At 36.5% G+C, this 14,866-nt stretch carries 11 protein-coding genes, 2 pseudogenes and 1 riboswitch; of the genes and pseudogenes, 4 read left to right on the forward strand and 9 right to left on the reverse strand.

The features are described 5' to 3' along the window. Positions 1 to 100 precede the first annotated feature (100 nt). The 6 genes and pseudogenes from fabZ to ACIP9G_RS03955 form a co-directional block, all read right to left on the reverse strand. Entirely contained in the window at positions 101 to 526 is a 426-nt protein-coding gene (gene fabZ, locus ACIP9G_RS03930) for a 3-hydroxyacyl-ACP dehydratase FabZ (protein WP_401017499.1), read from the reverse strand. A gap of 506 nt (positions 527 to 1,032) precedes the next feature. Continuing rightward, a complete protein-coding gene (locus ACIP9G_RS03935; protein ID WP_401017502.1) occupies positions 1,033 to 1,419 on the reverse strand; it encodes a hypothetical protein in 387 nt (128 codons plus the stop codon). 165 nt (positions 1,420 to 1,584) lie between these two features. Beyond that, positions 1,585 to 3,366, reverse strand: a pseudogene (locus tag ACIP9G_RS03940) (vitamin B12-dependent ribonucleotide reductase); the annotation flags it as partial. Positions 3,367 to 3,594: 228 nt separating this feature from the next. After that, positions 3,595 to 4,476, reverse strand: a complete 882-nt coding sequence (locus ACIP9G_RS03945; RefSeq protein ID WP_401017504.1) for a DUF559 domain-containing protein — start codon at positions 4,474 to 4,476, stop codon at positions 3,595 to 3,597. Positions 4,477 to 4,569: 93 nt separating this feature from the next. Next, positions 4,570 to 5,367: pseudogene (locus ACIP9G_RS03950) on the reverse strand (ribonucleotide reductase N-terminal alpha domain-containing protein); the annotation flags it as partial. Positions 5,368 to 5,569: 202 nt separating this feature from the next. Next, positions 5,570 to 6,400: a lipoate--protein ligase family protein gene (locus tag ACIP9G_RS03955; RefSeq protein ID WP_401017506.1), complete on the reverse strand. Its 831-nt coding sequence runs from the start codon at positions 6,398 to 6,400 to the stop codon at positions 5,570 to 5,572. Between the two features lie 124 nt (positions 6,401 to 6,524). Between ACIP9G_RS03955 and ACIP9G_RS03960 the strand changes: the two genes are divergently transcribed. The 4 genes from ACIP9G_RS03960 (at position 6,525) to ACIP9G_RS03975 (ending at position 10,374) form a co-directional block, all read left to right on the forward strand. Then, entirely contained in the window at positions 6,525 to 6,908 is a 384-nt protein-coding gene (locus ACIP9G_RS03960) for a rhodanese-like domain-containing protein (protein ID WP_340823831.1), read from the forward strand. Between the two features lie 564 nt (positions 6,909 to 7,472). After that, a riboswitch (glycine riboswitch) is annotated at positions 7,473 to 7,549 on the forward strand. A 167-nt stretch (positions 7,550 to 7,716) separates the two neighbouring features. Then, the gene (locus ACIP9G_RS03965; RefSeq protein ID WP_401017508.1) at positions 7,717 to 9,060 is read left to right on the forward strand and encodes an amino acid permease; all 1,344 of its coding nucleotides are present in this window, start codon (positions 7,717 to 7,719) and stop codon (positions 9,058 to 9,060) included. A 552-nt stretch (positions 9,061 to 9,612) separates the two neighbouring features. Then, positions 9,613 to 9,783, forward strand: a complete 171-nt coding sequence (locus tag ACIP9G_RS03970; RefSeq protein ID WP_340823828.1) for a hypothetical protein — start codon at positions 9,613 to 9,615, stop codon at positions 9,781 to 9,783. A 99-nt stretch (positions 9,784 to 9,882) separates the two neighbouring features. Further along, positions 9,883 to 10,374 (forward strand): hypothetical protein, encoded by a 492-nt coding sequence (locus ACIP9G_RS03975; protein ID WP_401017509.1) that lies wholly within the window; start codon positions 9,883 to 9,885, stop codon positions 10,372 to 10,374. Between the two features lie 385 nt (positions 10,375 to 10,759). Here the strand turns inward: ACIP9G_RS03975 and ACIP9G_RS03980 are convergent, their stop codons facing one another. From ACIP9G_RS03980 to ACIP9G_RS03990, 3 genes are all read right to left on the reverse strand, one after another. After that, positions 10,760 to 11,743, reverse strand: a complete 984-nt coding sequence (locus ACIP9G_RS03980) for a glutaminase (protein ID WP_401017511.1) — start codon at positions 11,741 to 11,743, stop codon at positions 10,760 to 10,762. 98 nt (positions 11,744 to 11,841) lie between these two features. Next, a complete protein-coding gene (locus tag ACIP9G_RS03985; protein ID WP_401017513.1) occupies positions 11,842 to 13,257 on the reverse strand; it encodes a M20 family metallopeptidase in 1,416 nt (471 codons plus the stop codon). 20 nt (positions 13,258 to 13,277) lie between these two features. Beyond that, positions 13,278 to 14,507: an MFS transporter gene (locus ACIP9G_RS03990; RefSeq protein WP_340823824.1), complete on the reverse strand. Its 1,230-nt coding sequence runs from the start codon at positions 14,505 to 14,507 to the stop codon at positions 13,278 to 13,280. Positions 14,508 to 14,866 lie beyond the last annotated feature (359 nt).

Consider the following 14,866-nt stretch of genomic DNA (forward strand, 5'->3'; position numbering starts at 1 on the left):
ATCTGAGATTACCAAGTAATCATAGATACAGGCTAAATGTTTATCATTATTCTTTTGTAAAAGTTTACGTAGATTCTGAACGACATTTTACTATTTACTTTCAATCACCAAAAGCAAATAGTATTTCTACTTCACAAGCTAACTCTCCGTCCACTGTAGCGATACCTTTTCCTTTTCCGATAGGACCTTTTAATCGAGTGATTTCAACCTCAAGACGGAGTTGGTCTCCAGGCTTTACTTGCCGTTTAAAACGACAATTATCTATTCCTGCTAATAGCCCTAATCGTCCTTGATTTCCTTCTTTCGTTAGCATCACAACAGCGCTCACCTGAGCTAATGCCTCTACAATTAAAACTCCCGGCATAACTGGGTAATGAGGGAAGTGCCCGTTAAAAAATTTCTCATTAACAGTTACGTTTTTAATGCCAACTGCACGTTTTCCCTCTTCCAATTCCAAAATCTTATCCACTAAAAGAAATGGATACCGATGTTTAATTATTTCTTTAATTTTTTGAGTATCTAACATTATTATTCCTCCCATAACAATATAATTAAATTCCTAATTATAATTTTACCACCTGATACTAATAGTTGATACTATAACATTTTATCTTCCACTTTTCTGCCCGTTCGTTCAAGAAGAACCGCGATGCTTTGCCAATTGTTGAAGATCATAAAATAAAAAGTAACGACTGCATACATATGTTGTAATGAAGTAAACTAAACTAATAAAGCACCGATGATTTTATGCTTTATCATTAGTTTGGCTCTTCAACAATTGGGTAATTTAAAAATATAGGTAGGAATTATTAAGTAAAGGAGGAGAGTTAAGATGTTCGACCAAGTTGCGTATTATATTTTTAGAGGCCTGTTAATTCTAACGGTTTTGGTTGTTGTTATAGGAATCCCTCTTGGGGATACGCTGATTAGAAAAAAATAAAACTGCATCCAAATGGATGTAGTTTTTTGATTGGCATTGGTGAAAAATAGTCGCATATTGAACTAAAACTCCCCGTTTGTTTAATAAATCCCTTAATTTTGACCGTAATAATCGTCAGGATTAGTGATTTCATTTTCAATAAAAAATCGTGCTGAACTTTGAACCATTTCTATAAACTCAGCATCATTTAATGTAATCTTATTTTTTAACAAACGATTTAATTTTAATGTTTCGATACTCCCATTTACTTTTGTTTCTTCGGTTAAAACATTATATTGTATACGCATATATGTCTTTCCTTTATAGGTAACATAAGCAGTGACTTCACTATTTTCCAAATTAATCAAAGGGTAATCTACTTTTATCCCACTAGAAATAAAGAGAGCTTTCCCAGCCAAACACTTTCGAACATAAAAAATCGAAAAAATAGCTAATACAATACCTACCACCTTAGTTACATTACACGACGAACGCTTCATTACTTTCTCCCCCCATTATTTTGAAGAAACCTAGTTTGCTAGTTTAAGGTAAATTATTCATAATATTAACACTAATAGTAACATTAATAGCCAACAAAAAAATCATCTTACCTCTAATAATCTTTAGAGGTGAGATGATTTATATCAACTTTATATCAATTCAATTTACAAACCACATTTTAATTGTGCACCACAGTTTGTACATGTGTTACAGCCACCCATTTCTTCGACTGTTCCTTTACGACATACTGGGCATGTGTTCCCTACATCCGAGCCAATAACAGTTGTAGATTCAAGCGCTTGAATCGTATCAACTAATACGACTGGACGTTTTGTGTGCTCTTCTACTAATTCTTCTTCAAATGATAACTGATCCATATCATTTTCTTCTGCTTTTAGTGTAAGAACTTGTGAATCACGGCTACCATCAACATAGACCGTACCACCTTTAGCGCCACCTTTATATAGGCGCTCGTATACTTTTTCTACTTGTTCAACTGTATAGCCTTTTGGTGCATTCACCGTTTTCGAGATCGACGAGTCAATCCATTTTTGAATGATACATTGCACATCTGCATGCGCTTCTGGTTTTAATTCCATTGCAGTCACAAACCATTCAGGCAGTTTATCTTCTGTAGCTTCTGGATGACGGTCTAAGTATTCCTGAACGATTTCCGCTTTTACTTCAATAAATTTACCTAAACGGCCAGAACGGTAATAAGTAAATGAGAAGTACGGTTCTAGACCCGTTGCTACGCCTACCATTGTTCCTGTAGAACCTGTTGGCGCAACAGTTAGTAGATGCGAATTACGAATACCTGTTTCTAAAATTTGTTCTTTAATGTGTGCAGGCATTTTTTGCATGAAGCCTGTTTCCGTAAATGCTTTGCGTAAACGTGCTGTTTCTTCCTCTGTCGCTCCTACTAAGAACGGGAAGCTGCCACGTTCTTTTGCTAGCTCTGTTGAAGCCTCATAGGCTGTTTCTGCAATTGTTTTAAAGATTTCATCTACAAGTTCATTGCCCGCTTCTGAGCCATATTCTTTTTCACAATAAATAAGTAAATCCGCTAAGCCCATTACCCCTAAACCAACACGGCGCTCACCAAGAGCTTGTACACGGTTTTCTTCTAGGAAGTAGGGTGTTGCATCGATTACATTGTCCTGCATACGAACACCAACACGGACCGTTTCACGTAATGCTTCATAATCAACTGTCTGGTTTTCTTTATTTGCAAACTGTGCTAAGTTGACAGCTGCTAAGTTACAAACTGAATATGGTGCAAGTGGTTGTTCCCCACATGGGTTTGTCGCAACAACGCTTTGACCATAAGCTTTAGCGTTTGTCATATCGTTGGCATTGTCGATAAAGAAAATACCTGGCTCTGCAGAGTATGTTGCACATACGTTGATTAGATTCCAAAGCTCTTTTGCTTTAATCGTACGATATGTTCGAACTTTGTAGCCCATCTTCTCCCATTCACGTACGTCTCCAACTTTATGCCATTCACTATTGTATATAGCCATTTCTTCTTTTGAATATTCTTCAACTGCTGGGAAACGAAGCTCAAAGTCAGCATCTGCTTCAACAGCTTCCATAAATTCTTTTGTTAACGTTACAGAGATATTAGCACCTGTTAAAAACTCAGAGTTATGAACTGTGTACGTACCACCGTCACGTAATTTATTTTCTGCTTCACGGATAATCCCATTGTCGAATCCGCCTAATCCCTCGATACCTTTATAATTAACAATGCCTTGATACATTGCTTCTTCTTGCATTGAAAGTGGCTTAAAGTTTAATTTTTCTTTTGCTAGACGAATAATCGTCTCATCTGCTGTATTCTCCATTAGGTATCGTAGAATACGCGGATTTTGCATTTTTGAAATAATAAATTCCACGATATCAGGATGCCAATCTGCCAGCATAATCATTTGTGCCGATTCCTTACGCGGGTTCGTTACACCCGCTCTCTATGTCACCATAGAAGTTGAGACCATATCTTACATCTGATTAGATGTCCTCGCACTTCGGAGTGACTTCACTCCTACTCTACTCACTTCCGCTATCCTAGCGTGTTTTCGATGGTCGTTGAACCTTCCTCATTAATAGAGGCTTGGCTGCTGATTGTCTTTATCCCACTACTATTTTTAAGCATTCACGCTTACCGTTTCCAGTTACGTTGTAGCTAGCAGTGCATTTATAATGCGCTTTTTAACATTTTCAAAATCATTTTTTATGTCATCTTCCCAGAAACGGAGTAATCTGAAACCATTAGCTGCTGCAATTTGATTCTTTTCAATATCCCTAGCTTTTATCCGCTTTTGAACTGAATAAAAGGTTGAATAGAATTTGGGATTTCCATGCCAAAAATCCCCATCACACTCAATAAGAATATTTGTCCCTACTATGTGAAAATCAAATTGGGCTCCATCAAGTATAAAGGAATATTTATAAGGAATAGATTCTTCAAGCAGGAAAGACTCAATCGTTCTTTCAATGCTAGTTTTTCTATATGTCGCTCCCTCTATTTGTTTCAAAGCAGCTTGTCGAATTTTTTCTATAGTTTCTTGGCTATATATCCCTGTCTTGCCGCTATTCCAAGATGGGGTTCCATTCAACTTTCTCGTTTTGGCTGTTTTAGAAATAATCCTTTTAAAATGAATCTTCTTTTGGTCTAAGGACATTTTTTTATGCCACTTGCCTGTGTTTTGTGATCTTAGTTTACTCGCACACTCTTTACTGCAAGTTTTTGTTTGCCGATGTTTTTCATCAAACAGTTTTCCACATATTACACAGGTTAAGGGTTCACCTTTTCCTCGACAGCTTCTACTACAAAATTTATTTGGAACGCCTCGCCTTAGTTTAACTACATTATTACATAAAACATATTGGCAAGTTACCATTTCTTTTGGATAAAAATGAGATATTAAATAATTGTCTAATGTTAAATTATGCTCATTTTTTAAATGAGTCGTAAACCATCCTTGTTTATTATGATTAATTTTAAATCCACATATTAAACAAGTTTGGGGTTGCTTCGCATCATAAACTTCCATATTTCTCACCTCGATTAAAGCGATAATATTTCAGTCAAAGAGATCCCAGCAATTCACGAGGTTTGTTTACGCAGAAGCACCCAAATTATACATACCTCTGCGCGAACCACCTTGCTCGACAAGGTGAGTCAGTTTTGCAATGTCATCTAGCCATGAAACCGAACCTGAAGATTTACCATTAACACCACGTGCTAACGTATTGCGTGGACGAAGTGTTGAACCATTCGTTCCTACACCACCACCGCGGCTCATAATTTCCATTACTTGCTTACGGTGATCACTAATACCTTCACGTGAATCCGCAACAAACGGCATTACATAGCAGTTAAAGAAGGTTACATCTGTTTCAGAACCTGCTCCATAAATGACACGGCCAGCTGGTACAAATTTCAATGATACAAGCTGTTTATAAAATTTCTCAAACCACTCTTGGCGTTTTTCAGCTGTTTTTTCAACTGAAGCAAGCCCTGTTGCATTTCGTTTTGCGATTTGTTCATAAAATATTTCAAGAGGCTTTTCTAGCACGTCAATTGAACGTGTAATCACACCTGTTTCTTGCTCTTTTGGATCATCTAATGCGCTACGGTAATCTTCCTCAATCAAAATGTCTGCTGTTTTTGTAGACATATCGATATGTTGTATTGTTCCTAAACCACGTGCAGGGAATTTTGGATCTGCCTTAACTGTTAATACGACGAAATCACCAGCTTTTAGCGTTTTCTTTTCCGTATCCTTAAACGAGTAGCGATCGATCATCACAAGTCTTGATACACCTTTATGCGTTATGTGCATATCGGGCGTAACAGGGTGAACCTGTGGGAATTGCTCAATATCTTTGTTTAACTGTTCAATTTGTTTGTTTACATCGGGTTGATGATTTGTGAGTACCATCGTTTTGCCTCCCTTATTTTAAGCCTTACAATAATAAATACACAATATCATGTGTCGGTAAACACTACATATTGTGTATGTTTCTTTTAAAAAGATACTATATATAGATTTTTAATTCAACTCTTGCAATTTCAAGTAGATTGGTTACTGCTTGCCATTACAAGGTTTAAACGATGAAAAAATATTTTTCTTATACCATATTTTACTTTTTAAAGTTCCAATCATCATGTGCGTATTTTTTTTCTTCTAAATCGCGCACATATTTTAATTGCTCCTCAGAAAGTGTAAATGGTTTTAATTCAATTTGCAACGATTTTGCAAAGCCATCTCGAAATGCAGTTACACATTGTTCGATAGAAACAGGATCATTAACAAGACTATTAATAGCAACTGCCTTCTCTGGTAGTTTTTTGCGCATACGCTCTTTTGCCTCATCACTAGAAAAATTAAATACAGATAATAATTTCTCTTCATCTAGATCAAGTAAAATCGCACCATGCTGTAAAATAACACCTTTCTGACGTGTTTGTGCACTACCTGCTATTTTTTTGCCTTCTACAACAAGCTCATACCAACTTGGTGCATCAAAGCATACGGCACTTTTTGGCTGTTTCAAATCTGCCTTTTTTTCTTCCGTGTCAGGTACGCTAAAATAAGCATCCATCCCTAAATTATGAAAGCCTTGTAATATACCTTCACTTAATACGCGATACGCTTCAGTCACTGATTCAGGCATATTTGGATAGCTTTCAGTAACAATCACGCTATATGTCAATTCATGTTCATGTAATACTGCTCGACCGCCTGTTGGTCGACGAACAAAACCTATTCCTTGTTCACGTAATGCTTCTAAATTAATATCTCTTTTCGCTTGTTGAAAATAACCAATCGACAAAGTTGCTGGCTCCCACTCATAAAATCGAATAACTGGAGGAATTAAACCCTCACTATGCCAATCAAGCAATGCCTCATCTAGTGCCATATTAAAAGAAGGACTACATTTTCCTGAATTTAGAAAATACCAAGTTGTCATTACGTCATCTCCTACATTTATAGATCATTTCTAGCCACAATCTAGTTAATTTTATCAAACTCATTGGACTATCGCTAGCGCATCTTTTATAATAATAAAGAAGATAGAAAGGGGTAAGAAGAAATTGGATATACTTATCACAATTGGCGTTATTTTAGTAGTTCTAATTGCATATATCGGTATTAATGCAATGCGTCTAAAAAAAGCCGTAACCAACTTAACACAAGAACAATTTATTGAAGGCTACCGTAAAGCACAGTTAATCGATGTGCGTGAACAAAAAGAATTTGATGCAGGTCATATTCTTGGAGCTCGTAACGTTCCTTCTACAGCATTACGTCAACGTCATAAAGAAATCCGCCCAGATTTACCAGTATACTTATACTGTCAAAATACAGGCCGTAGCGCGCGTGCTGCTCTTTACCTAAAAAAACGTGGTTACAATCAAATCTATCAGCTTGATGGCGGATTCCGTAATTGGACTGGTAAAATTAAAACAAAAAAATAACAATTAAAGCGAACTTAATAAGGCAAAAGCGACTATTTCAAATAGTACTTTTCACAGTAAAGCATGTATTTCGAAAAATCGACACCAATGCTTATTTTCGCGCAAAAGAATCCATTCCAACTGCTTTGGTAATGGATTCTTTTTGCTAAAATTCAGAGTTTCTTCTATATAATAGTAGTTGTCTAACGACTAACCATTTCGTTTGAATTTAACTTATTCTTCCTCATACAGTGGACAGTAAAATGTCAAAATGCTCCGAAGTATTGTCGAGGCCGTTTATCAAATAACTCTTTTTGTCGTAAAAGTGAATTTTCCACAGCCTCCATATTTGTTCTAATTCTACTCTCCTACTTTGTTGTAAGCCATCTCCCATTGAAAGAAAAACAATATGTCTAAAATAACTATTTTTCGTAATAAATATATCAGCATGGACCGAATTCTTCTTTTTTTGCTGTAAACAACTGAAATTTACCCTTGAATTATTTGCTAGGCATTGATAGGATAAATAATATCTTAAAATAATGTATAGATTAAAGCTATGAATGCTATGGATCAAACTATAGCAGGAGCATTTCTGGAGAGAGCGCAATTTGCGTCGCCGAAGGGTTCACTATCTCAGGCAAAAGGACAGAGGAGTAATATAAACTTTCATCACGAAAGCTATACCATACGAATGTTAAATTTATTTTTAACTAACCAAACTTTCGAACATGGTAATTGTTATTCTGACGTTTACGAGACTAGTGTCGCTACTAGTCTCTTTTTATTTTCCAGTCACAGCTTCTACGCATCTTATGGGGGAATGAACGTGGAACAGCAACAATTAAAACGTGATTTAAAAAATCGCCATGTGCAACTTATTGCGATTGGTGGAACTATTGGTACCGGTTTATTTTTAGGAGCAGGTAAAGCAATTGCTTTAGCAGGACCTTCTATTATATTGGCTTATCTTATTGTCGGAACCGCCTTATTTTTCGTTATGCGGGCGCTCGGGGAACTATTATTATCGAACGCTGGCTATACTTCATTCACAGATTTCGCTACAGAGTACATTGGCTCTTGGGCAGGTTACGTCACTGGCTGGACCTATTGGTTTTGCTGGGTTATGACCGCAATGGCTGATATTATTGCCGTCGGTGTCTACACACAATATTGGTTTAATATCCCACAATGGGTACCTGCAATTGGCTGTCTAGTACTTTTATTATTTTTAAACTTATTGACTGTAAAACTATTTGGGGAACTCGAATTTTGGTTTGCTCTCATTAAAGTTGTAACAATCGTTGCACTTATAATTATCGGATTATTCATGCTATTCACTGGATTCCAAACAAGCTCTGGAACAGTATCAGTGGAAAACCTTTGGGCACATGGTGGGCTCTTTCCCAATGGCATATACGGTTTCCTGATGGCATTCCAAATGGTTGTCTTCGCTTTTGTTGGGGTTGAATTAGTCGGTGTTTCTGCTGCAGAAACCGCAGATCCAAAAAAAAATATCCCCTCTGCGATTAACAAAATTCCACTTCGAATTTTATTATTTTATGTTGGGGCATTAGTAATCATTTTATGCATCAACCCTTGGTATGAAATGTCTAGAACAAGCAGTCCCTTCGTACAAGTATTTACATTAGCTGGCATACCTATTGCAGCTGGTATTATTAATTTTGTAGTACTGACATCTGCCGCATCAGCAGGCAATAGTGGTTTATTTTCGACAAGTCGTATGTTGTATAATCTTGGTCGCAATAAACAAGCATCTGCTTCATTTGCAAAGCTAAATAAAAACAGTGTACCAAGTAATGCACTTATCATCTCTGCAATCGTTGTATCAGTGGGGGCATTACTTAGTAAGCTAATGCCTGAAAACGCCTTTAGCGTCGTGACAACTATTAGTGCAATCTGTTTTATTTGGGTATGGAGTATTATTTTAATCTCTCATATCATTTATAAACGTAAAAATCGTGCCTTACATGAAGCATCGATTTTCAAAGCACCATTAACACCGTTTGTGAACTATTTAATACTTGCATTCTTCGCGTTTTTATTAGTTGTTATGTTGATTTCCGAAGAAACAAGAACGGCTCTTTTACTAACTCCTATTTGGTTTATCGGACTTTTCCTTCTATACAAACGCAAAAATCGTCAACAATAAACTACACTGTTTCTAACATCATTTGTGACAAATCCACAGCAAAGACGCAATCACTAAGCATTGCGTCTTGTTTTTCATTATTATAGTTGATTACACTGACTGCCTACCTTTCTCCAAAAATCCAACACTACAATGTATAGCAATACAACTGATATTGCTATCTCAGCCGTACCCCATTCTCTTATTGACTGTACATTTAACTTTGTATCTCCTTTTTAATGCTAAACTAGCGTTATGCGTTCTAGATGACAGTCGATAATTGTGATAACAAATAAAATCTTTTCAACAACAGGCTCCCCTCTCGCATACTTAATGTTTCCAAGGTAAACATATTATTAATCAAAAAAGTAACTTCCTTTTTAGACTGATTAATAGGAAGAAAAAACAGTGTAATTTCATTTATTTTTATATTGAAAATTTTTAGTTATTTTTTTATAATGTCACTAAGAAATTGGTAGCACATGTTTGAATAGTTGATGTATGTAGGTGTGGTGCAAAATTATACGAATTTGATATTCAAACATCCACTATTAATACAAAGGGGTAAAGACAATGAAAATGAAAAATCTATTGATTACATTAGTTAGTGTTGTCATTGTATTTTTCATAATAAGCTTAGTCCAAGCAAGAATTACATGGCCATTACTACAAGTATTAATGATCATCGGTTTTATTATCAATCTATGTATGTCTTTATTGTCTGAAAAGAAAAAAATACAGTAAATATTAAAGGGTGTTTATAAAGTTTCATATTTATAGTCCGTTCATTTTGTAGTGAGTATTAATTTGAGTAAAATTATTTCATGAATAGGGGAGATTTTAATGTTGAAGAAAAAACTATCTTTTATATTAACTACTTTACTATTAATGTTTAGTATAATAATTTTGCCACACAATACTGCAGTAGCTGCAAATTTAACATTAGACGAAGTAAGTTATATAGTTACTGAATATTTAAAACTAGATGAAATTAGCGAAACAGTTTTCATTGAAAGAGAGCAAGAATTAAAAGCACGAATCGGTGATGATTATTTTAATGAATTGGTTCAAACAATGGAAAAACTAAATCAAGTTATCGCTAGTCCAGAAGGTAAAAAGCTGAAGGATGATATTCTAAATCAAGCAAATACAACTGTTGTAATGGCAAGAATTAGTGGATGTGGAGCAGCTGCTCTTGCAGCCACAGCACATACAACAGCATTTACAGGACTTATGACACTTGCAGGTGTTAGCGGTCCAGTAGGATGGGCTCTCGGTGCTGCTATTGGAGGAGTGTGGTTAGGAGCCTCCGCAGCAGGTGGATGTTTAAATTAATATAATAGCCTTTTAGCAGATTGTGAAACTATGTTTCAATTCTGGTGCTTTTTAGTGAAAACTTTCACTCCGCAAGCATTCAAATCAAGCTTGGCATAACTCAATGAAACACTACAAAAGAAAAAGTCATTAATCAAACAAGACTTCAAAAGGCATATGAATTTTAAAACTACCATCCCTCTAGTACAACTATAAAGCATGGCGATTCATTTCTATTGGTAATCAATTAAAGCTATTTTCAAAAAAATAGACTCCAGCGGCTTACTTGTGTGCCCACAGAAAGCGCACGCACGTAACGGAAATCAATGGCAGTAGTTCTTTACTTTTAAATTTTATAAAAAAAGACTGTAGATAAAGCTTCATGCTAATCTACAGTCTTTTTTCATTAAAAAATATTCATGCTCCACTCTGTCGCAACATGCTTTAGTAATTTTACTCCGGCGACACTATTGCCGATTTCATCGATAGCAGGTCCATATATGCCAATACCACAACCAGCAGGGAAAGGTGAACCTAAGCTTGCGTGACTTGGAACTGCCGCAACAATGGCGCCCGAGACACCACTTTTAGCGGGTAAACCTATAAATGCAGCGAATTTACCTGAGGCATTATACATACCACACGTCACCATCAATGCCTTTGCTAGTTTTGCCACTTGCTTTGGAAACAGCTGTGTTTGTAATAGCGGATGATAGCCATCATTGGCGATAACTAGACCGATCATCGCTAAATCTGAAACATTTACTTCAATTGCACATTGCTTCAAGTATACTTCCAATGCTTCTTCTACAGGGCAATCTAAAAAGCCTGAATCCATTAAATAATACGCTAATGACCGATTGCGATTGGCGGTGTGCCATTCAGATTGAAAAACCTCTTCATTCACCTTTAATTTCTTCCCAACAATTTTCTCTAAAAAATAGAGGATTTTTGAAACTTTCTCTTGTGGGGAATTACCAGCAAGCATCGAGGAAACTGTAATGGCTCCTGCATTAATCATCGGATTAAACGGTTTTCCAGGTTGATGACTTTCAAGGCGAATAATTGAATTGAAGGTATCACCAGTAGGCTCAACATCTACTCGCTCTAAAACATAAGATAATCCTCGGTCCATACACGCTAAAATAAACGTTACAACTTTCGAAACACTTTGAAGGGTAAAAAGTTCAGTTGTATCCCCTCCATTAATTTCGTCATTATTTGGTCCAATAATCGAAATGGCCAAATGATGAGGATCTTTTTGAGCTAATGCTGGAATATAGCTTGCACAATTACCTTCTTGTGCAAATGGTCGAAACTCCTTCACCCACTCAGCTACAAGAAGTTGATGCGGATTATCATATTTGTTGTTTGTATGATTTGTAAGCATTTTGCTATTCTCCTCTCTTAGATGAAGGCTATCATCTTTTCCCTAACTAGGGAAAAACAGAGCCTTCATAGTAAATCTACGAAGACTCTATTTTCTATTTAACGCTTTGGAGGATTTGTTCCTTCTGGGATTAATGAAACATACATTTCCCCATCTAGGCGTTCCTTCCATTCTTTTTTAGCTTCTGCAATAAGCACAGGATTATTTATTAATTCAACTGCTGTGCAAGCCATAATGTTGGCAGCCTGTAGCATTCCTTTGTGTGCAATCGGCATGACGCCCTGTGATACAACCTGCCAAGTATGAAGCGGTGTACCTAGTGCCATACAAACAGTTGTACATTGAACAGTTGGAACAATCCAGCTAACATCTCCTACATCTGTTGATCCGCCCATGATAAATTCTGGTAGGACACTTGGGATGTGATCTGCAATGACTTTATCTTTTAACTGCATCGCATCTTCTTTTTTTAGACCAACTAATGATGATGCTTGAATTTCAGGGCTAAACGTATTAAAAATAGCTTGCGCATGCTGCTCATCTTCTATTGTATAAGTTGGCATACCAATTTCAAGTATTTGTTTTTGCATTGCGTCATACAGTGTTTTGTTTGGAATAAGATTGGATGCAGCTCCCTCAAAGGCAATCTCCACCGAAGTTCCCGTCATCAACGTTGCACCTTTCGCAATATTTTCAACACGTTGATAAATCTCTTGTACTTGTTGTTTTTTAGGTGCTCTTACTAAATAAGTTACTTCCGCATATGGTTGGACAACATTCGGAGATGTTCCGCCCGAATCTGTAACCGCATAATGCAAGCGCGCCTCTGGAATAATGTGTTCGCGTAAATAGTTTACCCCAACATTCATGAGCTCAACAGCATCTAAAGCACTTCTGCCAAGATGTGGTGCAGCGGCAGCATGTGCACTTTTCCCCGTAAACTTAAAAGTTACTGCATAGTTTGCTAGAGAGCTACAAGTCATGACCGATGAAAAAGTACCAGGGTGCCAAGATATTGCAATATCGACATCATCGAAAATACCCGCCTTCGCCATATAAGCTTTCCCCGAACCATTTTCCTCTGCTGGACAACCATAAAATCGAATCGTCGCTGATTGATTATTTTGCTCTAAGTAATCCTTCACCGCAACAGCAGCAGCAAATGCACCTGTTCCTAATAAGTTATGTCCACAACCATGACCACTTCCACCATTCTCTAGTGGCTCATAATGTGTAGCCCCACCCTTTTGACTCAAGCCTGGGAGTGCATCATATTCACCTAGAAATGCAATAACAGGCTTTCCAGAACCGAATGTTGCTACGAGTGCCGTTTCAAGCCCAGCAACGCCAACTTCTGTAGCAAAGCCCTCTTTTTCTAATGCAGCTTTCATATACTGAACAGATTTTTTCTCTTGAAAGTGCAGTTCAGGCACCGCCCAAATCGCATTGCTCAATGCTACACTAGCTTCACTTTTTGCTTCAATTAACGAAGATATTTTTTCATGAATACTCATATTTTCTCCTCCAATGACGTTTATAAATTCAATAGTTTTCCTTTTTGATCATTTAACGTTAGTAGTGAAATAATACAAATGCCTGCAAATCCTATTAGCATCCAAAAGGCTGCGTCAAAAGAACCGTCAAACGCATCAACCATAAAGCCGATAGCCATTGGTGTTACAAATCCGGCTAATTGACCGCCAGTATTGGCAACCCCCATTGCCGAACCTGTAATAGATGATGGTAATTTTTTCAAGACAATGGCAGGTAGTAATGTAATAACAAATGCAATAAATATCGACACAACAGTTTGATAGCCAATAAATAATGTCACAGATTCTGCTGTAAACATTAAATACAATAAAATTCCAATAACTGCACAAGAAATGGAACCTAAAATTTTGTCCATTCCACGTGGTAGCTTATCAATAATAAAACCACTACCATAAACACCAATAATTGTTGTAATCGCTGGAATTGTTTGTGCCCAACCAATCGACATCAAATCAAGTCCACGATTTTTTTGAAGATAAGTTGGAATCCATGATACTAATCCCCAGTTCACTGCGTAAATACAAAAATAAGCAATAATTAAATTCCACATAAGTGGCGTTTTAAATAGCTCCTTAAAGCTAACTTTAGTAGTAACTTTCCCATCTTCAACACTACCTGTTGATACAGTTTGCTCTTGTGGAAGTTTAATGTATTTCCAGTACAGAAAGGCGATAAATGCCCCTATTAAGCCGATAATAATGAACATCATACGCCAGCCAATTGTTCCTAATAAATAAGCAGAAAGAAGTGGAACGATTAACGATACAATGCCTCCCGAGGTAAGCATAATCGACATTGCTCTCCCTCTTTCTTCTTTAGGGAAAACAGTTGCAATGATTTTAGAGCTTGCTGGCTGGAATCCACCTTCACCAATTCCGAATAAAAATCGAATAACAATCATTGCTGCTAAAGACCATGCTATAGCAGTTAAGCCCGTAAAGATGGACCACATAATGACAGCTATTAATAAAATTCGTTTCGCACCAAATTTATCTGCTAACCAACCACCAGGAATTTGCATAATCGCATAGCCTAAAAAGAAAGCGCTTAAAATAATTCCTGTAGAAGACGCATCTAAGCTTAAATCCCCTGTAATTGCTACAACTGCGTAGTTCATAATGTAACGATCTAAATTCCCCAACGACCATCCTAAAAATAATAGCGCCAGTATAATATTTCTAGATTTTTTTGTCATTTCATTTGTTGTCATCCATATCCCTCCCATGTTTCACGAAACATCTAATACCAGTTATGCTGTAATCGATAGTATAGGCAAAAGGTGTGTAATTTTTTATATTTCCCATACCACGATTTTTTTGCAAACCATTACTACTTTTCCACCTCTCCCTATCTATTAAAATAAATATCCCCTTTATATAGCGACATTTTCGTTATATATTCGTATAATAATCAAATTATTAAGATCTGACAATATTTTTTTGAAAATTTTTAATAGATAGTCGAGGGATAAATGGGTACAAGATGCAATAGTCGTAACAAAAAAACCGTTGTTTTATCTACATTTCTAGCATGCTCATAGTAAATAAAAATCACAAAAAATTTTTTATT

This window comes from Lysinibacillus sp. NPDC093197 (assembly GCF_044754025.1).
In the GTDB taxonomy this organism is placed as follows: domain Bacteria; phylum Bacillota; class Bacilli; order Bacillales_A; family Planococcaceae; genus Lysinibacillus.

What these genes read in the sequence shown, in the direction of transcription:
- ACIP9G_RS03990 (WP_340823824.1), bottom strand. Translation starts at nt 14,507, where the DNA reads ATGACAACAAATGAAATGACAAAAAAATCTAGAAATATTATACTGGCG.
- ACIP9G_RS03935 (WP_401017502.1), bottom strand. Translation starts at nt 1,419, where the DNA reads ATGAAGCGTTCGTCGTGTAATGTAACTAAGGTGGTAGGTATTGTATTA.
- ACIP9G_RS03985 (WP_401017513.1), bottom strand. Translation starts at nt 13,257, where the DNA reads ATGAGTATTCATGAAAAAATATCTTCGTTAATTGAAGCAAAAAGTGAA.
- ACIP9G_RS03980 (WP_401017511.1), bottom strand. Translation starts at nt 11,743, where the DNA reads ATGCTTACAAATCATACAAACAACAAATATGATAATCCGCATCAACTT.
- ACIP9G_RS03970 (WP_340823828.1), top strand. Translation starts at nt 9,613, where the DNA reads ATGAAAATGAAAAATCTATTGATTACATTAGTTAGTGTTGTCATTGTA.
- ACIP9G_RS03955 (WP_401017506.1), bottom strand. Translation starts at nt 6,400, where the DNA reads ATGACAACTTGGTATTTTCTAAATTCAGGAAAATGTAGTCCTTCTTTT.
- ACIP9G_RS03945 (WP_401017504.1), bottom strand. Translation starts at nt 4,476, where the DNA reads ATGGAAGTTTATGATGCGAAGCAACCCCAAACTTGTTTAATATGTGGA.
- fabZ (WP_401017499.1), bottom strand. Translation starts at nt 526, where the DNA reads ATGTTAGATACTCAAAAAATTAAAGAAATAATTAAACATCGGTATCCA.
- ACIP9G_RS03975 (WP_401017509.1), top strand. Translation starts at nt 9,883, where the DNA reads ATGTTGAAGAAAAAACTATCTTTTATATTAACTACTTTACTATTAATG.